The following is a 21765-nucleotide window of genomic DNA, read 5'->3' as shown; positions in this document are numbered from 1 at the left end:
CCCGTTCGCCGCGGCGAAAACGCCCAAAATTAAAAAATCCGTTTATTCCAAGAATAAACGGATTTGGTATATATAAACTGTTTGTAGCTACTTATCTTTTATGATTTTCTCTAAATATTCAACTTTTTCTTTTTCTGCCTGAACTAAACGCTCATAAAGTTTTTTGTTTTCATCATAAGATTCAATCAACTTTTCGATCGGATTAAAATTGAAAACTGGACCAAATGCTCCTAAACCATGACCGCTATTATCGTAAAAGTTATTGAAGTAGTTTATCACATTTTCTTCTGAAAAATTATTTATGCCTTCTACAGATACGCCGAGCACTTTTGCAATTTCTTTCAATCTTTCGGAATCAACTGTTTCGCTTGACTCAATATTTGATACGGATTGTTGACTTAAGCCAATTGCTTCAGCCAGTACCTCTTGTTTAATACCTCGAAGCTCTCTAATTCGGCTTATATTTCTCCCAATATGTGTTGGTTTTGTTGCTGTGCTCATAATTCAAAGATATTTAAAAATTCTTTTCAAAAATAGTTTTTAGTAAATAACAAGTTGAGCCGTTAAGATACAATTTATTTCAGATTATTCTTAAAAAAATCTGCTTTATCTGCGAGAAAAAATACCTTTAAAACAAAACCTCTTTTGTAATAATATAAAATCCCATTACGAGAACAAACCATCCAAAAATGGGTTTTAGTTTTGCCCCGTCGATTTTTTTAGAAAGCTGACTTCCTATAAACATTCCAAAGAGTGCCATTGCAGAAATTCCTAGCAGAAAGGTATAATCTATAGGAGTTCCGATGTATAAATCGCCGCCGAAACCTATCGAAGAGTTAATCGTAATAATCAACAATGAAGTTCCAACGGCTTGTTTCATGGGTAAATTAGCGAAGAAAAGCAAAGCAGGAATAATTAAAAAACCACCTCCGGCGCCCAAAAATCCGGTCACAATTCCAACTAAAAATCCAATTAGACTTAATTGAACATAATTGGTTTCGGTTGCTTTTATATCGGGTTTGTTTTTTCGAATCATTGAAATTGCTGCTGTAATCATTAATACCGAGAAGATAATCATAATGAGAAAATCTTTGGATACAGAGTAAGAAGCTATAGAAAATAAGGTCGAAGCAATTTGAGGAAAAATAACTTCCCGAATAATCAAAATCGAAATAACAGAGGGAATCGCAAAATACAAAGCCGACTTAAGTTTAAGATTCCCCATTTTGTAATGACTGTAACTTCCAAACATGGCAGTTAATCCCACTATAAATAAAGAATAAGAAGTAGCCTGTTCCGGATTTACTTTGAACAAATACACCAAAATAGGAATGGTTAGTATAGATCCGCCACCGCCAATTAAGCCAAGTGATATTCCTATAATGATTGAGGCGAAGTACCCTAAATATTCCATTGTATTTGTTTTAACGCAAAGATGCTTTGTTAGAAAGAAACCTACAGTAACATTTATCACATAAGTTTTTTTTCTGCCACGAATTACACGAATTTTTCCGAATTAGTTTTAATAGGAATGAGGATAGATTCTCTATTTCATAACTACGTGTTTATAAAAAAGAGAAACATCTTCTGTAATAGTATAGAATCTATGTCACTATGTGTTAAGCAAATTACGCTCAGAGAAAAATAAAAATAATTTGTGCTAATTCGTGAAATTTGTGTTCAATAGCTCAATTTGATTGCGGTTGAGTTTGACCAGACCTCTTTGTTCCATTTTTTTGAGTAATCGGGAAATAACTTCTCTAGAAGTATTTAATTCGGTTGCAATTTCCTGATGCGAAAGATTTACTTCAGAGCAGCCACAGGCATCAGAATGTCGTTTGAGGTAAAACTCTAAACGCTCATCCATAGAACGAAACGCGATATTGTCTACCACTTCAAGAACTTCTTCAAAGCGGCTGCGGTAGGTATCGATTACAAACTCATACCAGGTTCGGTGTTCCATCATCCATTTGTCCATCATTTGCAACGGAATCATCATAACCGAAACATCTTCGACAACTTTTGCCATTATCTGGCTTTTTTCGCTTTTAGCGGTGCAGATCATCGAAATGGCGCAGGCTTGCCCGGGTTGTAGGTAGTACATTAAAAATTCACCGCCATCTTCGCCTTCGCGGTAAATTTTGATTTTCCCTTTGGTAATTAACACGGTGTTTTTAATGTATTGTCCGGTTCGCATTAAGATGGTTCCGGCTTCAAAATCCTGCGGACTTCCATTTTCTTCAATTGTTGCAATAAGTTCGTCGGAAAAATTAGGGAATATATTTTTTAGTGAGTTTTGCATTGATAATAGGAGGGAATTAATGCCCACGGGTTTTACGGTTTGAACAGGTTTACACAGATTTTATTTTTTGAAATCAAGGCTCAAAATGTTTTGACGCATAGAAACATAGTTTTTAAAGCTTAAAGAAAGACGTTTCACTTTACATGAACACACATAGCTATGTGTAAATAATGTATTATTTTATTTTGTTTTGTTCTAAACTTAGAAATTAAATCTATGTTTCTATGTGTTGAATTTTATTTTTTTGTACAACCCGAGCGACAGCGAACAGGCGGCGTGATTCGTGCAATTCGTGGCGAATATTTTCAATCCTTTTAATCAGTGACAAAAAATATTCGCGCCGGGCAATTTTATCAAATTAAAATTAAAATCTATAATTTATTACAAAGATAGGGGATTGCAATGGTATAAATTATCAGAAAGTTATATTTAAGAGGTGTTTTGTGTAAATGAATAAATCCTATTTTCTATCGATTTTATAGGTTATATTTTTAAAAATAGTAAGTAAATTTGTTTTTCACTGATTATAGTACTTTCTCTAAAACGTTTTCTGAGAATAATAATCGAAATCGCATTTGGCACGTTTTTAATTAATAGAAACGTCGTAATTTTACAAAAACACATTTACTATGAATTTATCACAAGAAGATTGGGTTAATCAGCTGGCTGCTGACGAGAATGCAGTTATACTGGACGTAAGAACTGAAGACGAATTTAATGACGGTTACATTCAAAACGCCGTAAACATCGACATTAATAAAGGACAAGGGTTTATTTATGAAATCGAAGAGCTTGATAAAAACAAAAACTATTATGTGTATTGCCGTTCTGGTGCCAGAAGTGCCAAAGCATGTCAGATTATGAATGAGTTAGGGATAAGTAATGCCTACAATTTGCTTGGTGGAATTCTGGATTGGGAAGGTGAAACCGTAAACCCATAAGAAAGAAGAAGAGGCCTAAAAAGCCTCTTTTTTCTTTTTAAAACGCTATTAATAACCAAACTATAAAAGACCAAATTATGAGTTTAATACCCGAAGAATTTCAAATTAAAAGTTTGATAAACCAAGATACCTATTTGGTAAATGGCGAATTAAAACAATGGACAGGACAAACGACCCCCGTTTTTTCTACCATTTCATCTACAGAAAAATACACGCCAACCTTGTTAGGATCTATTCCGTTCATGGAAGAAAAGGAAGCTGCCGAAGTGGTGGAAGCTGCTAATACAGCTTATAATAAAGGCCAGGGTTTATGGCCAACGATGAAGGTGGTTGACCGTATTAAATGCATGGAAAATTTCGTAAGGCAAATGAAGGAGACCCGCGAAGAGGTGGTGAAGCTTTTGATGTGGGAAATAGGAAAAAACCTCGGCGATTCGCAAAAAGAATTTGACAGAACCGTTGAATATATTCAGGATACCATAGACAGTTATAAGGAACTAAACGGACGTAGCTCGCACTTTGAAAAAGTGCAGGGTGTTAATGCGATGATTCGTCGTGGGCCTCTGGGTGTAGTTTTGTGCCTTGGACCTTATAACTATCCTTTGAATGAGACTTTTTCATTGTTGATTCCCGCTTTAATTATGGGAAACACTGTGATTTTTAAACCTGCAAAACATGGTGTTTTATGTATTTCGCCTTTGTTGGAAGCGTTCAGAAGTAGTTTTCCTAAAGGAGTCATTAATATCGTTTATGGTCGCGGCCGAGAAGTAGCTTCGCCTATTATGAAGTCGGGAAAAATTGACGTTTTAGCGTTAATCGGAAACAGTAAATCAGCCATAGCATTACAGGATCAGCATCCAAATAAAAACAGATTGCGTTTGATTTTAGGTCTGGAGGCTAAAAACCCGGCGATTATTTTACCCGATGCCGATTTAGATCTGGCCATTCAGGAATGTATCGCAGGATCTTTATCCTTTAACGGGCAACGTTGTACGGCTTTAAAAGTATTGTACGTACACGAATCTATTGCCGAAGAATTTAATAAACGTTTCGCTGAAAAAGTAGACAGTTTAGTATTTGGAAATCCTTGGGAAAAAGGAGTTGCTCTCACACCGCTTCCGGAAACAGAAAAACCAAAATATATTCAGGGACTAATTGATGATGCAACACATAAAGGAGCAAAAATACTGAATGAAAAAGGAGGAAAACACACTGATAATTATATTTTTCCGGCTGTTCTGTATCCGGTAAACAAAGAGATGCGTGTGTATCATGAAGAGCAATTTGGTCCGGTAGTTCCAATTATTTCATTTAAAGATATCAACGAACCGCTTGAAGATATGGCCGAATCTAATTATGGGCAGCAGGTGAGTCTTTTTGGAAAAGATATTAAAACTTTGGCGCCGCTTATTGATGCCTTGGTAAATTTAGTATGCAGAGTAAACCTGAACAGTTCTTGCCAGAGAGGCCCGGATGCATTTCCGTTTACAGGTCGTAAAGATTCTGCAGTAGGAACTTTAAGTATCCCGGATGCCTTACGTTCTTTCTCCATTCGTACGTTTGTGGCTTCAAAAGACATCGCTTATAACAATGAAATTTTGCAGGAATTGCTAAATAGCAAAGAATCAAATTTTATTAATACCGATTATATTTTGTAGAGATCAGAGTTATATATTAATTGTAGATGCCGTCTTTTTCTTTTTGAATTGGGCGGCTTTTATTTTTTTTAATCTTTGATTTCCTGAGTAGTTGAGGTTTTAAGTTTATTGTTTATTTTTAGAGATAAATTTTCAAAATAAATGTAACTTAAAGTAAAAAAAATCATCTAATCACTATAATCAATCAAACCACCAAAATCTTAAAACAACTTATGGAAAAAAAATCACTTCAATTGCTATTTATAGCCTTCTTGTTTGTAGTACAAAATAGTTTTGCGCAGGAACTTTACATGCCAAGGAATATTAAAGAATCTTATACTAACGGTGTTCGTTCTATGGATGGAAAACCAGGTAAGAATTATTGGCAAAATCATGGTAAATATAACATGGCGTTGACTGTAGATGCCAATACAAAAGTAGTTAGCGGAACCGAAACGATCGTGTATGAAAACAACAGTAATGATACGCTAAGAAATTTACGAATTAGATTTGTGAATAATATTCATAAAAAAACCTCGCCACGAGCGGTATTAAATAGTGAAGGTTTTTTTACAGAAGGATTGACAATTACAAATTTAAAAATCGAAGGCGAAGTCTACAAAGAAGATGCTAAAAGCTGGGGTACAGTTGGGAGCGTAAAAATGAAGAAACCTATGCCGCCTCATAGTAAAATTACAATTGATATCGATTGGAATTATCCGCTATCAGAAGTGAGCGGGAGAGAGGGGCAAATCGATAACACTACTTTTTTTGTAGCCTATAGTTATCCTCGTGTTTCTGTTTTTGATGATTACAATAAATGGGATAATCTGCCTCATACTTCAGGTCAGGAGTTTTATAATGATTTTAATGATTATACGTATTCTGTAAAAGCACCTAAAAATTATGTGGTTTACGGAACGGGAGATTTATTGAATCCGGATGAGGTTTTACAGCCTGAATTTGCTGCACGTCTAAAAAAATCATACATAACAGATGAAATTTTACACATTGCCAATGAGCAGGAAATGAAAAGCGGTATTGTAACAAAACAAAGCGATTGGAATGTTTGGAAATTTGAAGCTAAAAATATTACAGATGTTTGTTTTGGTTTAAGTGATCATTATTTATGGGATGCCGGAAGTGTAATTGTGGATAAAAAAACAAAGAGACGCGCGAGTATCCAAGCTGCTTATGATGTAAAAGGAACCGATTTTGAAAATTCTATTAAGTACAACCAATATGCTTTAGATTTCTTTTCACACAATTGGCCGGGAGTTCCATATCCATATTCTAAAATGACGGCTTTTCAGGGTTTTGCAGATATGGAATATCCGATGATGTGTAATGATTCGCAAATGGGAGATCCCGTTTTTGCACAGTTGGTTCAGGATCATGAAGTAGCTCATACCTATTTTCCTTTTTATATGGGAATCAACGAAACACGTTATGCTTTTATGGACGAAGGCTGGGCGACAACTTTTGAATATTTAATAGGAATCGCGGAGCACGGAAAAGAAGCTGCAGATAAGTTTTATAAAGAATTTCGAGTAGAACAATATATAAATGATCCATCTACAGAAGAAGATCAGCCTATCATTACTATGTCGTCGCAGTTATCAGATTCTGGTTATGGCAATAATTCATACGGAAAAGCTTCTTTGTCATACCTGGCTTTAAAAGACTTGTTGGGTGATGATTTGTTTAAAAAAGCATTGCATGCCTATATGGACAATTGGAATGGTAAACACCCGGTTCCATGGGATTATTTTAATTCGATGAATACAGCTTCGGGTAAAAATCTGAATTGGTTTTTTAATAACTGGTTTTTCACGAATAACTATTTAGATCTTTCTGTTAAAAAGGTCGCTAAGAATGTTATTTCTGTAGCCAATGTTGGTGGTTTTGCAATTCCGTTTGATGTGATTGTGACCTATGCAGATAATACAACAGAAACAGTTCATCAAACACCGGCTGTTTGGCAGGTGAATCAAACACTGGCTGCCGTTACAGTAAAGAGCAGTAAGCAAATTAAAAAAGTAGTACTTGATGGAGGTATTTTTATGGATGCTACTCCTGCCGACAATACCTGGTCAGCAAAATAAAAGAGTATAACAGAAGTCGCCTTTTTAACTAAAAAGGCGACTTCTGTGTTTTATACTAGCACCACAATAAGTTTTGAATTTTTAGTAACGAATTGAAAAAAGTCAATAAGAAATGAATAGTTTACAAATTGTTTTTAAAAGAAAAATACTCTTCGTTGGTTTATTTGGATTACTGACAAGTTATGCATTTGCTCAAAATAAAAGTAGAATTGAAATAGGAACGATCGATAGTATTTCTTCTAAAGTTTTAAACGAAAATAGAAAAATATGGATTCATCTTCCTAAAAGTGCACAGAATGCGAGCCTTGCAAAACAAAAATATCCGGTCGTTTATTTACTTGATGCCGAAGGACACTTTAGCTCAGTTGTTGGGATAATTGAAGAAATGAGCGAAGTAAACGGAAATACAAATTGTCCGGAAATGATAGTAGTGGGGATTACGAACACCAATCGGAATCGAGATTTAACGCCTACCCATACAGAAGTTGATCCTCCCTTTGTGCCAAAAAGTTTAAGTGACCAGTCTGGTGGAGGAGAAAAATTTGTTGAATTTCTTGAAAAAGAATTGATTCCGTATATCGATGGTAAGTATCCTACGACACCTTATAAAACGCTGATAGGACATTCTTTTGGAGGTTTGACAGCTCTGAATATCCTGACGAATCATACTCATTTATTCAATTCTTATCTTGCTATTGATCCGAGTTTGTGGTGGGATCACCAGAAATTTTTAGCTGCAACTGAAAAAAAAATAGAAAACAAAAAACTGCCAAATGTTTCCTTATTTATGGCAGCTGCCAATACAATGGATGATAGTATGAATGTTGTAAAAGTCAGAAAAGATACAACGGTTTTTACAAGACATATCCGTTCCATTTTAGATTTCAATGATTTTCTAAGCAAGAACAAAAAAAGTGGTTTGAATTATCAGTACCAATATTATAACGATGATAATCATGGGTCTGTACCATTGATTGCAACTTACGATGGTCTTCGTTTTTTATTTAAATTCAATCAGTTAAAACTTTCCATTCCGGAACAGATTAATTTTAATAAAGCTGTTTTTACTAAAATTGAAAAGCATTTTGAAAATGTATCAAAACACTTAGGTTACAAGGTAAGCGTTCCTGAAAACACAGTAAATGCTTATGGTTATCAGTCTTTGGGTAAAAAAGATATGGAGCTGGCAGGTTATCTGTTCAGGTTAAATGTTGCCAATTATCCTCAAAGTCCAAATGTTCATGATTCGCTTGGAGATTTTTATGAAGCAAATGGTGATAAGAAAAATGCAATCGCAAGTTATGAAAAGGCTTTGATACTGGATAAAAACTTCTCGGAAGCTAAGGTAAAACTAAAGAAATTAAAATAATAGATATAACAAAAACTTAAAATGTCAGGAGAAAAAGATTTACAACAATTACTTAAAAGCATGAGACCAGAGCATAATTTGGGGGATTATGTTTTTTGTAAAGTCGAAAAATTAGATGGTGTAGAACTGAATGATATTGAGATGTTTTTCAAAGAAAAAGAAGCAATTACTCTGATTTTGAAAAAAGAAATTGCAGACGCATTAAAGCTCGATTATTCAGTTGTAATGTCATGGATAACACTCACGGTGCATTCATCATTAGAAGCAGTTGGCTTAACGGCTGCATTTTCAAAAGCACTTTCAGAACATGAAATAAGCTGTAATGTCGTGGCCGCTTTTTATCACGATCATATTTTTGTAGCCCAAAAAGATACAGACAAGGCAATGGAGATCTTAAATTTATTTTCGGTCTAAATTGATGTAAGTCACTGGATAACAGCAATAAATGCAAGGGGGTAAAAAAATTAACTTTTTTCAGATTCGCTATAGGTAGGTTTTTTATTACATTTGAATCGAAAAAAGTTAAAAATGAAGCGGAAGTTTAATATTAAAAAACTACGTTTGCAAAAAAATGAAAAACCTGAATTATTAATGAAAAAGAAACTATTTTTTATTGTTTTATTAATCACTTGTAAAAATTTTGCTCAAAACAACGCTAAAATCGCATTTCAGAAAAGCAGATATGAATTAGCTTTAGACTACTACGAAAAAGCCGATTATAAGAAAGCGATTGATTTATTTTACGTTGCTTCCAAAATTAAACCTGACAATACAATAGGTCAGGAATCGATTAAAAAAGTAGATACTTTACGAACATTTTTGAGAGAAAATCTTCTAAAGTTGGCCGTAGGAACCTGGAAGATGGTTGGAGATAAGCCAGTTTGGGCTGTTAATCAAAGTAATACAACCTCACAAAAAGATTTTGATGACTTAATCGAAATCAAGGACGGTGAAATTTTTTCTTATGAGAAAAATAAGAAAACGCAGGAAAAAAAACTCATTAAGTCTGAGAAATTAGTGTATTACAACAAAGAGAACTCAGATGCATTGTTTTCGGACATTCTTTTATCTGACGGAACCGTTTGGAATTGTACGATAAATGAAAATGGAGATGAGCTGCATGTCATCAATGTGGGCAAAGTGACTGATGGAGTTGTCGAAAAAATAACCAGCAACAACACAGAACGATTTTATGTTAAAGTAAAATAGTAGAAAGGGAATCAATTTTGATTCCCTTTTTTTATTTATGAAACTCGTTTGCACTTATAGATAATACTACTGCAATAATGAATTTTTATAATTCGATTTATTTGTTGTATGGTTATGATATTGAATAATTTATGATTGTTTGGGAAAGGATAAAATGCAATTGTAAAATCGTGTAATTTTGATGCAATCCAAAAGAAGTAAAATAATGAAAATCAAAACAATTAAAGCTTCTCAGACCTGGCAGATCAGACATGAAGTGATGTGGCCGGATCAGCCATTTGAGTTTGTACAATTAGAAGAAGATGTTTTAGGGCTGCATTTTGGTGTTTTTATAGCAGAAAAATTAGTTGCAGTAGTTTCCTGTTTTGTGAATAATAACGAACTACAGTTCAGAAAATTGGCAACTCTGGAAGAATATCAGGGAAAAGGCATCGGATCTGAACTTGTAAAGTACATTTTAGAGTTCGCAAAAGAGAAAAATTTGAAAAAAGTCTGGTGCAATGCACGAACCAGTAAAAAATCTTTTTACGAGAAATTCGGAATGAAAGATACCCATCAGACTTTTAAAAAAGCAGGAAAGGAATTTATGATAATGGAAGTTTTACTATAGAAAATAAAGTGAATTTTGGCAAATAAAACATACAGTGTCAGTTATTTGCGATTTTGATGTTTTTTTATTGATTTGGAGAGTCTTATTAATTCGATTCTGATAAGGACTTAATTTTTTATGATTTTTCAGCAAAAAAGGATGTTTTTTTATCAGAATTAGTGTGTAATAAAATCATGAAAACGTTTTCGTCTTTTTTAAATGTTAAAGCTTATAAAAAAATCTTTTTTTCTTTCGATACTTTCCTTACTTTCGCACCCAAATGAGAAAGTTAGTAGTATTTTTAGTATTCATGAATTTGCTTCTGTTAGGCGGAGGGCAATATCTTAATGCGGGTACTCCTAAAAATGCTCATCCTCATAATCTTGAGAAAAAGCACAGGGTAAAATTCACCAATCAGGAGCAGGGCAGTTCAATTATTGAAGATGCTGATATTGATACTGAAGAAGAATATCTTGGAAGTGATGATCTTAAAGATGGACTTACGAATAAGTTTTTTGCAACAAACTATAGTTTACTTGACAGTTGGTACCTTTCCTTTGCAAGTCAGACTGCTGTAAATGATTACAATCGTTTTAAAATCTTCCTGCCATTTTTTGGCAACTCAAATCCTATCTACATTACTCAACGAGTTTTAAGAATTTGATTCAACAGTATACATCGGTTACCAAAGTTGTGATCTGAATATTCTGTTGATGTATTTTTTTTCTACCTCATCTTATATGAAAGTTAAGTTCTGACTAAGGCTGGCTGATGCATTTTTTCATCCAAAGGAATCTCTGTATTCCAAGCACTCAATCGCTTAATTTCCAATAAAATCATGAAAAGAATTATCTTGTTCACTGGCTTAATTGCCCTAGTGTGCCTTACTAGTTGTACAGCTAAAAAAGAAGAAAAAGAAGAAGTAGAAAAATTTACCGCTACCAATCCGGTAAAAATAGACACTTCGTTTACGAAACAGTATGTTTCACAAATTAAATCCGTACGAAACATTGAAATTCGTGCTCAGGAAAAAGGTTTTTTACAAAACATCTATGTCGATGAAGGACAATTTGTAAAAAAAGGACAGTTGTTGTTCAAAATTATGCCAAACATGTATCAGGCAGAATTACTTAAAGCGCAGGCTGAACAAAAATCAGTAGAAATCGAACTGCAAAATTCCAAATTACTGGCAGACAAAAATATCGTTTCTAAAAACGAACTAAGCGTAGCGCAGGCAAAATTGCAATCTGCAAAAGCCGAAGTAGCACTGGCAAAACTTCATTTATCATTTACCGAAATCAGAGCTCCGTTTGACGGAACTATCGATCGTATTCCGTTAAAATTAGGAAGTCTTATTGATGAAGGCGAATTGATGACGAGTCTTTCAGACAACAGTCAGATGTTTGCTTACTTCAATGTTTCAGAACCTGAATACCTGCAATATGAAACCAATGTAAAAGACCGTGCTGATAATAAAGTAAGTCTGGTTTTGGCTAATGGCGAAACTTTTAAGGAAAAAGGAAATGTAGAAGTTATTGAAAGTGAATTTAACAATGAAACCGGAAACATCGCTTTTAGAGCGCGTTTTCCTAATTCCGAAAAATTGCTTAGAAATGGAGAGACCGGGCAGGTTCAAATGCTTGTACCGCTTAAAAATGCAATCGTGATTCCACAAAAAGCGACTTATGAAATCCAGGATAAAAAATACGTTTTTGTGATCGATAAAAACGATAAAGTAACTTCAAGAGAAATCACTATAACTGGCGAAATCCCTGATTTGTACGTGATCAAAACCGGACTTAACGAAAATGACAAAATTTTACTTGAAGGAGTTCAGAAAGTAAAAGAGAATGACAAAATCAAATATGAATTCCAATCTCCTAAAGCGGTAATGAACAATTTACGCTTAAAAGCAGAATAGGTTTAATCATTAAAAAAATATAAAATGTTTAACAAATTTATTCAAAGACCTGTACTGTCGATAGTAATATCGCTTATAATCGTCTTTTTAGGAGTATTGTCGGTATTGAATTTACCTATTACCCAATTCCCTACAATCTCACCACCAATGGTGAATGTTACTGCAGATTATCCGGGATCTAACGGTGAATTGATGATCAAGGCAGTTATTATTCCTTTAGAAAGAGCTTTAAATGGAGTTCCGGGAATGAAATACATGTCTTCTGATGCCGGAAATGATGGTGAGGCCACTATAAAAGTAGTTTTTAACTTAGGAACAGATCCCAATCAAGCGGCGGTTAACGTTCAGAATCGTGTAGCTTCGGTTACCAATAAATTACCTCCATTGGTAATTAGAGAGGGTATAAAAATTACCCGAGAAGTGCCAAGTATGTTGATGTACGTGAACCTTTACAGTACAGACAAAAATACCGACATGAAGTTCTTGTACAACTACGCTGATATCAACGTACTTTCAGAATTGAAAAGGGTAAATGGTATTGGTTCCGGAGATATCTTGGGAACTCGTGAATATGCTATGCGTATCTGGCTGAAACCGGATCGTATGTTGGCGTATAAAATTTCTGCCGATGAGATAATGGAAGCATTGTCAAGTCAAAGTTTGGAGGCTTCTCCGGGTAAAACAGGAGAAAGTTCAGGTAAACGTTCTCAGGCATTTGAATATGTATTGAAATATTCCGGACGTTTTACCACGAAAGAGCAATATGGAAATATTGTCGTAAAATCCAATGCTAACGGAGAACTTTTACGTTTGAAAGATGTTGCCAATATTGAATTTGGCAGTTCAATGTATGATATTTACTCCAACTTAAATGGTAAGCCATCTGCGGCTATCGTACTAAAACAGTCTTTTGGAAGTAATGCCAATCAGGTTATTGAAGAAGTAAAGGCTAAATTGGAAAAAATCAAACAAAAATTTCCAAAAGGAATGGATTATGAGATTTCATATGACGTTTCTAAGTTCCTGGATGCCTCTATCGAAAAAGTAATTCACACATTGGTAGAAGCTTTTATTCTGGTTGGTTTAGTCGTATTTCTTTTCTTAGGCGACTGGCGTTCGACGGTTATTCCGGCAATTGCAGTACCGGTATCGTTAATTGGAACCTTTGTGTTTATGACATTCTTTGATATATCGTTGAACTTAATTACGTTGTTTGCTTTAGTATTGGCAATTGGGGTCGTCGTCGATGATGCGATTGTAGTAATCGAAGCTGTTCACGCCAAGATGGAAGAAGAACATCTGTCAGCATTTAAAGCAACTAAAAAAGCGATGCATGAAATTGCGGGGGCGATTATTGCGATTACGTTCCTGATGGCTGCGGTATTTATTCCTGTTGCATTCATGTCTGGTCCTGTTGGAGTATTTTACAGACAGTTCTCTGTTACTATGGCAACTGCTATTATACTTTCTGGTATTGTGGCTTTGACGTTAACACCGGCACTTTGTGCAATGATGTTGAAAAATAATCACGGTCAGCCTAAAAAGAAAACACCAGTTAATGTATTTATAGATGGTTTTAATAATAAGTTTAACCTGGCTCAGGGTAAATATCAAAATGTATTAGCTAAAATCGTAAACAGAAGAGCTGTTACTATAGTTGCTTTAGTAGGATTTTGTGTCGGAACATGGTTAATAAGCAGCACAGTTCCTTCCGGATTTATTCCGAATGAGGATCAGGGAATGTTTTATGCGGTTATTCAAACACCTCCGGGTTCATCTTTAGAAAGAACTAATAATATTGCAGAAAGAGTTCAAAAGATTGCAGAAGATATCGATGGAGTGAAATCGGTTTCTTCGTTGGCAGGTTATGAAATTCTGTCTGAAGGTACAGGAGCAAACTCAGGAACTTGTTTGGTGAATCTTAAAGACTGGAACGACAGAAAAGAATCTGTTCTTGAGATTATGCATGAGATGGAGGAAAAATGTAAAGACATTGCGGGAGCAAATATCGAATTCTTCCAGCCGCCTGCTGTACCGGGATATGGTGCTGCCGGGGGATTTGAGCTTCGTTTATTAGATAAAACCGGTTCTGGGGATTACAAAAAAACGGAGCAGGTAAATAACGATTTTGTTGCTGAATTGAACAGACATCCGGAATTATCCAATGTATTTAGTTTTTATAGTTCGAGTTTCCCTCAATACATGATGAAAGTCGACAATGATTTGGCACAGCAAAAAGGAGTTTCGATCGAAAACGCAATGAATACGTTGTCAACTCTTGTGGGAAGTAACTACGAAATTAGTTTTATTAAATTCGGAATCAACTACAAAGTAATTGTTCAGGCTTCCCCGGAGTATCGTGCTCAGCCAGATGATATTTTAAAGTTGTATGTAAAAAATAATCGTGATGAAATGGTGCCTTTTTCTGCTTTTATGAGATTGGAAAAGGTATACGGGCTTTCTGAAATTACCCGACACAATATGTACACTTCTACGCAAATTAGTGGTTCTGCAGCACCGGGTTATAGTTCTGGTACGGCGATTAAAGTAATTCAGGAAGTAGCTGCTAAAAAATTACCCAGAGGATATGACATTGACTGGGCAGGTATTTCTGCCGATGAGGTGGCGCAGGGGAATCAGGCGATTTGGGTATTCCTGATCTGTTTAGGATTTGTGTATCTGGTACTGGCAGCGCAATACGAGAGTTTTATTTTACCACTATCTGTAATTCTTTCTTTGCCGGCAGGTATTTTTGGAGCTTTCCTTTTACTGAAATTAACAGGATTGGAAAATAACATTTATGCACAGGTGGCGATGGTAATGCTTATTGGTTTATTGGGTAAAAATGCCGTACTGATTGTAGAGTTTGCAATTCAGCGTCATGCTGTAGGTAAATCAGTTCTTGAAGCAGCGATGGAAGGAGCTAAAGCGAGGTTCCGTCCTATTTTGATGACTTCATTTGCTTTTATTGCAGGTTTATTACCACTTGCTTTTGCTACCGGTCCGGGAAAAATTGGTAACCGTACTATTGGTACTGCAGCTGCAGGAGGTATGCTTATCGGAACTATTTGCGGGGTGTTTGTAATTCCGGGCTTGTATTACATCTTTGGAAAAATAGCAGAGAAATACAAATTGGTGAAACATGAAGAAGAGAATCCATTAACAGAAGAAATTGATAACAATCATGTATAAATTCAAATCATATCAATACGGTATTGCATTGGGTATATGTCTTACGGTTGCAGGGTGTAAAGCCCCTGCTCCTGAGACTGTAGTAACAAGCACGCCGGTTCCTGAAGCGTTTGGTGCAACAGCACAAACTCAGGATGGAAACAATAATACGGCAACACTAGTCTGGAAAGATTACTTTAAAGATCAAAATCTGATAGAGCTAATTGATGTTGCGCTTAAGAACAATCAGGAATTAAACATTACTTTGCAGGAAATTGAGATTGCAAGAAATGACATTCGTGTAAAAAAAGGACTTCTATTACCAACTGTTGGTGTTCGTGCCGGAGCCGGAGTAGAGAAAGTGGGCCGTTACACCAGTCAGGGTGCAGGTGATGCTACAACAGAAATTAAACCGGGTGTAGAAACCCCTGATCCGCTGGGAGATTTTACCATTTCGGCTTATGCTAACTGGGAAGTAGACATCTGGAAAAAACTGCGCAATTCTAAGAAAGCAGCTTTAAACCGATATTTAGCAACAGTTGAAGGTAAAAACTTTGTGATTACCAACCTTATTGCTGAAGTGGCCGATTCTTATTACGAATTACTGGCTTTAGATACGCAGTTGGATATTGTAAAACAAACCATCAAATTGCAGTCTAATGCTTTAGAACTTGTAAAAATTCAGAAGCAGGCTGCCAGAGCTACTGAACTAGGCGTGAAGAAGTTTGAAGCGGAAGTTTTAACCTCAAAAAGTCTGGAATTTGGAATTCTTCAGCAGATAAAAGAAGCAGAGAATAAAATCAACTTTTTATTGGGAAGATATCCGCAGGAAATTAAAAGAACCAATACGAACAACTTCCTGAGTTTATTACCGGCAGCAGTTAGTTCTGGAATTCCGTCTCAGTTATTGGCGAATCGTCCTGATGTTAAACAGGCAGAATTAGAATTAGTAGCTTCAAAATTAGATGTAAAAGTGGCTCGTGCCGAGTTTTATCCATCTTTAAATATTTCGGCTGCGATAGGAGTACAGGCATTTAAACCTTCTTACCTTTTTACTTTTCCGGAATCTATTTTGTATTCATTGGCCGGAGATCTTGCTGCGCCTTTAATTAACAGAAATGCTATTAAAGCAGAATTTGCCAGTGCAAACGCAAGACAACTTCAGGCCTTGTACAATTACGATCGTACCATTTTGAATGCTTACTTAGAAGTGTCCAATCAGCTTTCGAAGATCGAAAATTTACAAAAAGGATATGATCTTAAATCGCAACAGGTTGATGCTCTAAACACCTCAATAGACGTTTCTAACGATTTGTTTAAATCGGCCAGAGTTGATTATTTTGAAGTTTTAATGACACAACGTGATGCATTAGAAGCAAAATTAGAATTGGTAGATACCAAAAAAGAACAGTTAAATGCTGCAGTCCATGTGTACAGAGACTTAGGCGGTGGTTGGAAATAGAGATAATAGTTAGCTTGTAGATAAAAGCCTTTCGGGAGTAAATTCCTGAAAGGCTTTTTTAGTTGACCGGAGAGGTCTGGATGATTGCGATAGCGTATTACTCTTTTTTTGCATTGTTTATTAATTCTATAATCTTTGAAGCCACTCCACTTGACGATTGAAAATTTTGTCCCGTGACAATTCTTCCGTCCGTTTCGACATGGGAGATGTTACGTGCCGAGAATTTAAAGACACCTCCTCTTTCTTCAATTGTTTTTTGAATTAAGAATGGGAAGTATTTAAAATATTCTCCATCTTGTTTTTCGAATGAATCGGGATAACCGCTAATTTTTTTTCCTGCGACTAAATAATTGCCGTCATTTGTTTTTAAGTTTACAATTCCTGCAGTTCCATGACAAACAGAAGAAATAATCCCCTTGTTTTCCTCATATACTCTTAAAGCAATGGCTTGAATTTCTTTATTTTCAGGTACCTCATACATGGCAGCTCCACCACCGATGTAATGAACAGCTTTATAGATTTTTGAATCAATTTCTGCTGGTTTTTTAGTGTTTTTCAGGGCATACATAAAATCCGAATCAAATAAATATTGCTTTTGTAAAGCGTCGGATGTGTTGATATAGGCTAATGGGATACTTCCTCCTTCCGGGCTTACAAAATCAACAGTATATCCCCCTGTTTTAAAAGTATGGTAAGCATTTATAATTTCAGAAAAACTATTGCCCGTTGCCAGGTTCGATTTGCCATAATAATGAGCATTAGAAACGATAAACAGAATGTGCTGTCCTGATTTGTTCGTATTTATGCTACTCGCAGATTTACTGATTATTTTCCATTCGCCTTGAATCTTTTTGAGTAAAAACAAATCAATAAATTCCGTTTTTTTGTCAGGAATTAATATTTCGGCTTTAGCTAAAGCGATGTCGTTATGCAAATCAAGTGAAATTATTCTGCCCATTCGACCATTAAATTCCCCCTGATTACCTTTTTTAAACCATTTGGCATATTCGCTGGAAGGCACAATCCACAAATCTTTGTCTTTATGACTTAAAAAGAGATTGGCCTCAGAATAAAATGCCTTCTCAATGTTATCAGGCCTGTTGTAAGAACTGCCATCAATGTAATTTTCAATGCATTTTTTGACCAATTCCTCTTCTGTCTGCGCCAATAAATAACTTGACGAAAATAATAGTGCAATAAAATAGATAACTTTTTTCATAAGCTTTTTGAAATTTAATTTTCCGCAAAGCTATAGTTAGTGAAATTTGAATGTGAATAAATGTATAATTTAAGACTCCTGAAGTATAAATTGAGAGAAAAAATCAGGTTTTTGCGTAGTTTAAAGGTGTGGTGCCTGTCGCTTTTTTAAATGCGCTATAAAAAGTACTGCTTGAATTGAAACCGCAATACTCGGCTACAACTTCCATTTTTAGATTACTGTCCTGCTTGAGTATTTTTTTGGCTTCTTCGATTCGGTATTCGTTTATGAATTGCGTATAACTTTTGTTCAAATTGTCATTTAAGAATTGTGATAAGAGTTGAGGTCGTATTTTGATTTCCTGCGCTAGTAGATTTAAGGTTAGATTAGGATTTTTGTGAATGTTCTTTGAGTTAAAAGCGATCTGTATTTTTTCAAGAATAGAATTGACTTCTTCGCTCTCTATTTTGTTAACGTATTTTTCTTTTTTAGGATGTACTTTAAAAGTTTCATTTCGTTTGTAAAATACAACCATACCCGATAAATACAAAGCAAAAGAAAGAGAAAGAGCTCCTGAAATATAAGAGGTGTATGCAGCTGTAAAATAAGCGAGCCAAATTAGGAAGACACCACCCAATACTGAGAGTATCCAAACCTCATCATAATTAATTTTGTCGGACTTAGTGAGAATCTTCGCGAATACTTGTTTTACAGAAAATGCAGAAAGTATGATAAAGACGATCCATTGTAAGTTGATGATTAAATAAATGTATTTTTTCCATAATTCTAAATGATTCTGATAGGGAGCTAATACTCCCACAAAGACAATAAGGAATAATAAAAAAAGAATTGAATACTTCGCTAAAGCTATATTTAACGAGTTTTGTTTAGCCTTAATATAGAAAAACAAAAAGGGTCCTATTAGAAAACAGGCAGATAAACCGATTTGCAAGTATGTTTTTGAAAGCCCGGGGTTAAAGTAAAAAAAGATTGACTTCCAGATTCTAATGCTTAGCACGGCTAATAATCCGCCTAAAAAAAAGTTGGAAATGTTTTTTTCTTTTGTAAAGAAGAAAAAGTACAAACTCAAGATAGTACAATTAAATGCTCCTAATGCGCTGAAGAAAAATAAAATCTGATTATCTAAATACATTTGCTTTTTGGTACAGTTTTAAATCACTTTTTTTGTTTTACAGTTAAAGTTCACAACTTTATGAGGTTGTGAACTTTGAGCCTGTATACCTTCGGCTAAGATAAAAATTCTTGTGAAAGTAAAATAGACGATTATCAGATATTTCGCAATTCTACGAAACTGCTTTTAGCAAATGTTTTTTTACTTATTTTGATTTTCGATTACTACTAAATGAATCCCGAAACATTTTCCAGCCTTTGTCTGTTTTCTTCCAAAGAACCAGGAATTTACCATCGTCCATTAATTCGCCTTTGGAATTATACGACTGCCATAAACCTTCTTCAGTAACATATTTTACGCCATCACCGTATACTGCTGTGGTGATAAATTTTCCACCTCTTAAGCCATATTCATCATAGGCTTTTCGAAAAAAACTGGCAGCATCTTCTTTTCCATAAATCTGAGGTGCATTTGGGAGTAAAATAGAAGCATCTTCCGCATATCGGTCTATAAATATTGAAGGATCATTGTTTTTAAAGGAATCAAAATAGATGGCATTGCTTTTTTGAATTGCATTTTTTGCCTCGCTTAAATCTGCTGTTTCAGTGTTTGGTACAGAATTACAACCAGAAAGTAATAAGGTAATTGCAAAGAGTTTTGATGCCGTATAAATGTGATTTCGGTTAAAAAAAGCTTTAGAAAAAAGGGAAAAAAAAGAAATTGATTTTTGGTTCAATTTCAATGAGTTGTTAAAAGAATTCATATTAAAAGTTTTTAGATTTACTATTATTTTTATCAAAGGTAGTAAGGGGAAAAACTTCTGAATTGTACAAATCGGAACTTTTTTTTTATATTAAGGTGCTAAGGTTCTTAGATGCTAAGCTACTAAGGGATAGTGTTGTTAATGCTCAGTAGTACCTTTAAAGAATTAAATGGTTGATAGGGAATTGATTTTCTAAATAGGAGGTTGGTGTAGTTCCGGTAAAGAATTTGAAATCTCTTATAAAATGCGACTGATCAAAATAACCGGAATCATAAGCAATAGAGGTAAAAGGGTATTCGGTATTGTTAATGAGCTTAAGACTGTGTTGAAAACGTTTAATTTTGTTGAACGATTTCGGGGCAAGTCCGGTATGCTGAAATACTAATTTATGTAGATAGCGTGGTGTTATACCATATTTTTCCGAAATGCTGCTGATGTTAGTTTCGGTCGGTTCGCTTAGCAAACTGGATAAGATATGAGCTACTTTTTCAATCTTGTCAGATCGCTTAGGATTTGTTATTATTTTCTGAATTAAAAATGTTTCGATAAGCTCAATTCTTTTTTGAATATCGGAAGTTTCTAAAAGCTGATTGTGTAGTTTTTTTATTGGATTACCAATTATATCTTCCAGGTCGAAAATCTGATTGTTAAATACTCCAATTTCATCTTTAAAAAAGTAGGCTGCGGTATGGGTATAAAATCGAATACCCAGCATGGTGTGTTTTCCTTTTGATTTTATAGCAAGGGGTTTAGTGATTTGACCCCATAATTCAATCTTTGGAGTTTTGTAAAAGTTTTTATCAACCAATGATTCCCAAATACCATCACCAAGATTAAAAATTATTTCCATTTCGCCACTCGGAAATACCGTATCCTCAAATTCTATATCTGAATCTGATTCAAAAATATAGTAATGTTTGATATAAGGTTTTAGAATTTCGGATGGTGAAAAATGTTGAAATTGCATTTTACTGAATTTAATTTCTCAAATATTTAAAATGGCGTTTGTTTTGTTAATGTGCTGATAGGTGTAAAGTTATGAAAAAAATGTAAAACAAATTTAAAATAGCAAAACAGACAAATTGCAAAGACAAGTCGGAGTATTGCAATCGAAGTGTTGTGAATTGGCGTCATATGACCATTTTAAACAATAGTCAATCCTGCATCTTTGTAAAACTTTAAACTTTCATCTTCCGGATCAATATTCGTTACCAGTACATTAATATCCTTAATTGGGCAAACAGAATACGATTCGGCTGTTCCTACCTTTTCGATAGAACCCAAAGCAATAACAAAATCAGAATGTTGAATCATGTTTCTTTTTATCTGAGAATCATCGTATAAAATTCCAGTTACCCCACGTTCGTGATGAATGCTGCAGAGTCCAAGAATACAAATGTCGGCTCTGAAGTTTCTAAAAAAATCGATCGTTTCAATACTTGCGGTAGTAAAGGAAGTTTTGCACATTCGACCACCTGCAAAAATCAATTCGATATTGGGTAAATCTTCGATTAATGCTGCTACAGGAAAGCTATTTGTGATAACGGTGATTTTTAAATCGTAAGGAAAGCTGGCTACTAAAGCCAAAGAAGTTGTTCCTCCATCGATAAAAACTACCTGACCGTCTTTTAAATAAGAGATTGCTTTTTCGGCAATTATCTTTTTGTTTTCAAGATCGTGTTTTTCCCTGTTTCTAAAATGCAGCGGAATCGGAGAGGGAGCAACCGCGCCTCCACGAACAGCCTTTAATAATCCCTGATCCGAAAGTTCTTTTACATCTCGTCTTATTGTGTCTTCTGATACATTTAAATAGGCACTAAGTTCCATTAAAGTAAGTCGGTGTTCTTTTGATAAATACTCTAGAATTACTTTTTGACGCTCTTCTTTTTTCATTTTATGCAAATTTATATTGCAAAAATAAGTTAAAATTGCAATACTTTGCAATATTTGCGTAAATTTGTTGCAA

19 protein-coding genes are annotated in these 21765 nt (G+C 34.8%); 11 read left to right on the top strand and 8 right to left on the bottom strand.

The window, feature by feature from the left end; translation table 11 throughout:
- Window positions 1–87 precede the first annotated feature (87 nt).
- From AC3IS6_RS21410 to AC3IS6_RS21400, 3 genes are all read right to left on the bottom strand, one after another.
- Window positions 88–501, bottom strand: a complete 414-nt coding sequence (locus tag AC3IS6_RS21410; protein WP_489162367.1) for a helix-turn-helix domain-containing protein — start codon at window positions 499–501, stop codon at window positions 88–90.
- A gap of 127 nt (window positions 502–628) precedes the next feature.
- The gene (locus AC3IS6_RS21405) at window positions 629–1414 is read right to left on the bottom strand and encodes a sulfite exporter TauE/SafE family protein (protein ID WP_489162365.1); all 786 of its coding nucleotides are present in this window, start codon (window positions 1412–1414) and stop codon (window positions 629–631) included.
- A gap of 246 nt (window positions 1415–1660) precedes the next feature.
- Window positions 1661–2302 carry a Crp/Fnr family transcriptional regulator gene (locus AC3IS6_RS21400; RefSeq protein WP_374173661.1) on the bottom strand — a complete coding sequence of 214 codons (642 nt, stop codon included), beginning with the start codon at window positions 2300–2302 and terminating at the stop codon, window positions 1661–1663.
- Window positions 2303–2931: 629 nt separating this feature from the next.
- On the opposite strand from AC3IS6_RS21400, the gene AC3IS6_RS21395 reads away from it, so the two are divergent.
- The 11 genes from AC3IS6_RS21395 to AC3IS6_RS21345 all read left to right on the top strand — a co-directional run bounded on the left by AC3IS6_RS21395 (window position 2932) and on the right by AC3IS6_RS21345 (window position 16706).
- On the top strand, window positions 2932–3243 hold the full coding sequence (locus tag AC3IS6_RS21395) for a rhodanese-like domain-containing protein (RefSeq protein ID WP_263361685.1): 312 nt from the start codon (window positions 2932–2934) through the stop codon (window positions 3241–3243).
- A 77-nt stretch (window positions 3244–3320) separates the two neighbouring features.
- Window positions 3321–4901: an NADP-dependent glyceraldehyde-3-phosphate dehydrogenase gene (locus tag AC3IS6_RS21390; protein ID WP_489162362.1), complete on the top strand. Its 1581-nt coding sequence runs from the start codon at window positions 3321–3323 to the stop codon at window positions 4899–4901.
- 212 nt (window positions 4902–5113) lie between these two features.
- Window positions 5114–6985, top strand: coding sequence for a M1 family metallopeptidase (locus AC3IS6_RS21385; RefSeq protein ID WP_489162360.1), 1872 nt, complete (start codon window positions 5114–5116; stop codon window positions 6983–6985).
- Between the two features lie 112 nt (window positions 6986–7097).
- Window positions 7098–8354: an alpha/beta hydrolase-fold protein gene (locus AC3IS6_RS21380; protein WP_489162358.1), complete on the top strand. Its 1257-nt coding sequence runs from the start codon at window positions 7098–7100 to the stop codon at window positions 8352–8354.
- Between the two features lie 21 nt (window positions 8355–8375).
- Window positions 8376–8768 carry an ACT domain-containing protein gene (locus AC3IS6_RS21375; RefSeq protein ID WP_489162356.1) on the top strand — a complete coding sequence of 131 codons (393 nt, stop codon included), beginning with the start codon at window positions 8376–8378 and terminating at the stop codon, window positions 8766–8768.
- A gap of 177 nt (window positions 8769–8945) precedes the next feature.
- Window positions 8946–9563 carry a hypothetical protein gene (locus AC3IS6_RS21370; protein ID WP_489162354.1) on the top strand — a complete coding sequence of 206 codons (618 nt, stop codon included), beginning with the start codon at window positions 8946–8948 and terminating at the stop codon, window positions 9561–9563.
- 205 nt (window positions 9564–9768) lie between these two features.
- Entirely contained in the window at window positions 9769–10173 is a 405-nt protein-coding gene (locus AC3IS6_RS21365; protein WP_489162352.1) for a GNAT family N-acetyltransferase, read from the top strand.
- Between the two features lie 259 nt (window positions 10174–10432).
- Window positions 10433–10816 carry a hypothetical protein gene (locus AC3IS6_RS21360; RefSeq protein ID WP_489162350.1) on the top strand — a complete coding sequence of 128 codons (384 nt, stop codon included), beginning with the start codon at window positions 10433–10435 and terminating at the stop codon, window positions 10814–10816.
- A 174-nt stretch (window positions 10817–10990) separates the two neighbouring features.
- Window positions 10991–12073, top strand: a complete 1083-nt coding sequence (locus tag AC3IS6_RS21355) for an efflux RND transporter periplasmic adaptor subunit (protein WP_489162348.1) — start codon at window positions 10991–10993, stop codon at window positions 12071–12073.
- Window positions 12074–12097: 24 nt separating this feature from the next.
- A complete protein-coding gene (locus AC3IS6_RS21350; protein ID WP_489162346.1) occupies window positions 12098–15265 on the top strand; it encodes an efflux RND transporter permease subunit in 3168 nt (1055 codons plus the stop codon).
- Window positions 15258–16706 (top strand): TolC family protein, encoded by a 1449-nt coding sequence (locus AC3IS6_RS21345; protein ID WP_489162344.1) that lies wholly within the window; start codon window positions 15258–15260, stop codon window positions 16704–16706. Before AC3IS6_RS21350 ends, AC3IS6_RS21345 begins: the two co-directional genes overlap by 8 nt.
- A gap of 97 nt (window positions 16707–16803) precedes the next feature.
- On the opposite strand, the gene AC3IS6_RS21340 is transcribed toward AC3IS6_RS21345, so the two are convergent.
- From AC3IS6_RS21340 to AC3IS6_RS21320, 5 genes are all read right to left on the bottom strand, one after another.
- Complete coding sequence (locus AC3IS6_RS21340; RefSeq protein WP_489162342.1) at window positions 16804–17925, bottom strand: nuclear transport factor 2 family protein; 1122 nt, start codon at window positions 17923–17925, stop codon at window positions 16804–16806.
- 103 nt (window positions 17926–18028) lie between these two features.
- Window positions 18029–18814 (bottom strand): helix-turn-helix transcriptional regulator, encoded by a 786-nt coding sequence (locus AC3IS6_RS21335; protein ID WP_489162340.1) that lies wholly within the window; start codon window positions 18812–18814, stop codon window positions 18029–18031.
- A gap of 427 nt (window positions 18815–19241) precedes the next feature.
- Complete coding sequence (locus AC3IS6_RS21330; RefSeq protein ID WP_489162338.1) at window positions 19242–19799, bottom strand: YybH family protein; 558 nt, start codon at window positions 19797–19799, stop codon at window positions 19242–19244.
- A 157-nt stretch (window positions 19800–19956) separates the two neighbouring features.
- Complete coding sequence (locus AC3IS6_RS21325) at window positions 19957–20766, bottom strand: DUF6597 domain-containing transcriptional factor (RefSeq protein WP_489162336.1); 810 nt, start codon at window positions 20764–20766, stop codon at window positions 19957–19959.
- A gap of 176 nt (window positions 20767–20942) precedes the next feature.
- Window positions 20943–21692, bottom strand: coding sequence for a DeoR/GlpR family DNA-binding transcription regulator (locus AC3IS6_RS21320; RefSeq protein WP_173966412.1), 750 nt, complete (start codon window positions 21690–21692; stop codon window positions 20943–20945).
- Between the last annotated feature and the right edge of the window lie 73 nt (window positions 21693–21765).

It is taken from the genome of Flavobacterium sp. KH_035 (assembly GCF_057839565.1).
This window is presented reverse-complemented; position numbering and strand designations above follow the sequence as displayed.

Excerpts from the sequence above, each read along its gene's own strand:
- AC3IS6_RS21345 (WP_489162344.1), top strand. The coding sequence starts at position 15,258 with ATGTATAAATTCAAATCATATCAATACGGTATTGCATTGGGTATATGT.
- AC3IS6_RS21400 (WP_374173661.1), bottom strand. The coding sequence starts at position 2,302 with ATGCAAAACTCACTAAAAAATATATTCCCTAATTTTTCCGACGAACTT.
- AC3IS6_RS21395 (WP_263361685.1), top strand. The coding sequence starts at position 2,932 with ATGAATTTATCACAAGAAGATTGGGTTAATCAGCTGGCTGCTGACGAG.
- AC3IS6_RS21350 (WP_489162346.1), top strand. The coding sequence starts at position 12,098 with ATGTTTAACAAATTTATTCAAAGACCTGTACTGTCGATAGTAATATCG.
- AC3IS6_RS21340 (WP_489162342.1), bottom strand. The coding sequence starts at position 17,925 with ATGAAAAAAGTTATCTATTTTATTGCACTATTATTTTCGTCAAGTTAT.
- AC3IS6_RS21330 (WP_489162338.1), bottom strand. The coding sequence starts at position 19,799 with ATGAATTCTTTTAACAACTCATTGAAATTGAACCAAAAATCAATTTCT.
- AC3IS6_RS21320 (WP_173966412.1), bottom strand. The coding sequence starts at position 21,692 with ATGAAAAAAGAAGAGCGTCAAAAAGTAATTCTAGAGTATTTATCAAAA.
- AC3IS6_RS21405 (WP_489162365.1), bottom strand. The coding sequence starts at position 1,414 with ATGGAATATTTAGGGTACTTCGCCTCAATCATTATAGGAATATCACTT.
- AC3IS6_RS21380 (WP_489162358.1), top strand. The coding sequence starts at position 7,098 with ATGAATAGTTTACAAATTGTTTTTAAAAGAAAAATACTCTTCGTTGGT.
- AC3IS6_RS21325 (WP_489162336.1), bottom strand. The coding sequence starts at position 20,766 with ATGCAATTTCAACATTTTTCACCATCCGAAATTCTAAAACCTTATATC.
- AC3IS6_RS21360 (WP_489162350.1), top strand. The coding sequence starts at position 10,433 with ATGAGAAAGTTAGTAGTATTTTTAGTATTCATGAATTTGCTTCTGTTA.
- AC3IS6_RS21410 (WP_489162367.1), bottom strand. The coding sequence starts at position 501 with ATGAGCACAGCAACAAAACCAACACATATTGGGAGAAATATAAGCCGA.
- AC3IS6_RS21355 (WP_489162348.1), top strand. The coding sequence starts at position 10,991 with ATGAAAAGAATTATCTTGTTCACTGGCTTAATTGCCCTAGTGTGCCTT.
- AC3IS6_RS21390 (WP_489162362.1), top strand. The coding sequence starts at position 3,321 with ATGAGTTTAATACCCGAAGAATTTCAAATTAAAAGTTTGATAAACCAA.
- AC3IS6_RS21375 (WP_489162356.1), top strand. The coding sequence starts at position 8,376 with ATGTCAGGAGAAAAAGATTTACAACAATTACTTAAAAGCATGAGACCA.
- AC3IS6_RS21365 (WP_489162352.1), top strand. The coding sequence starts at position 9,769 with ATGAAAATCAAAACAATTAAAGCTTCTCAGACCTGGCAGATCAGACAT.
- AC3IS6_RS21385 (WP_489162360.1), top strand. The coding sequence starts at position 5,114 with ATGGAAAAAAAATCACTTCAATTGCTATTTATAGCCTTCTTGTTTGTA.
- AC3IS6_RS21370 (WP_489162354.1), top strand. The coding sequence starts at position 8,946 with ATGAAAAAGAAACTATTTTTTATTGTTTTATTAATCACTTGTAAAAAT.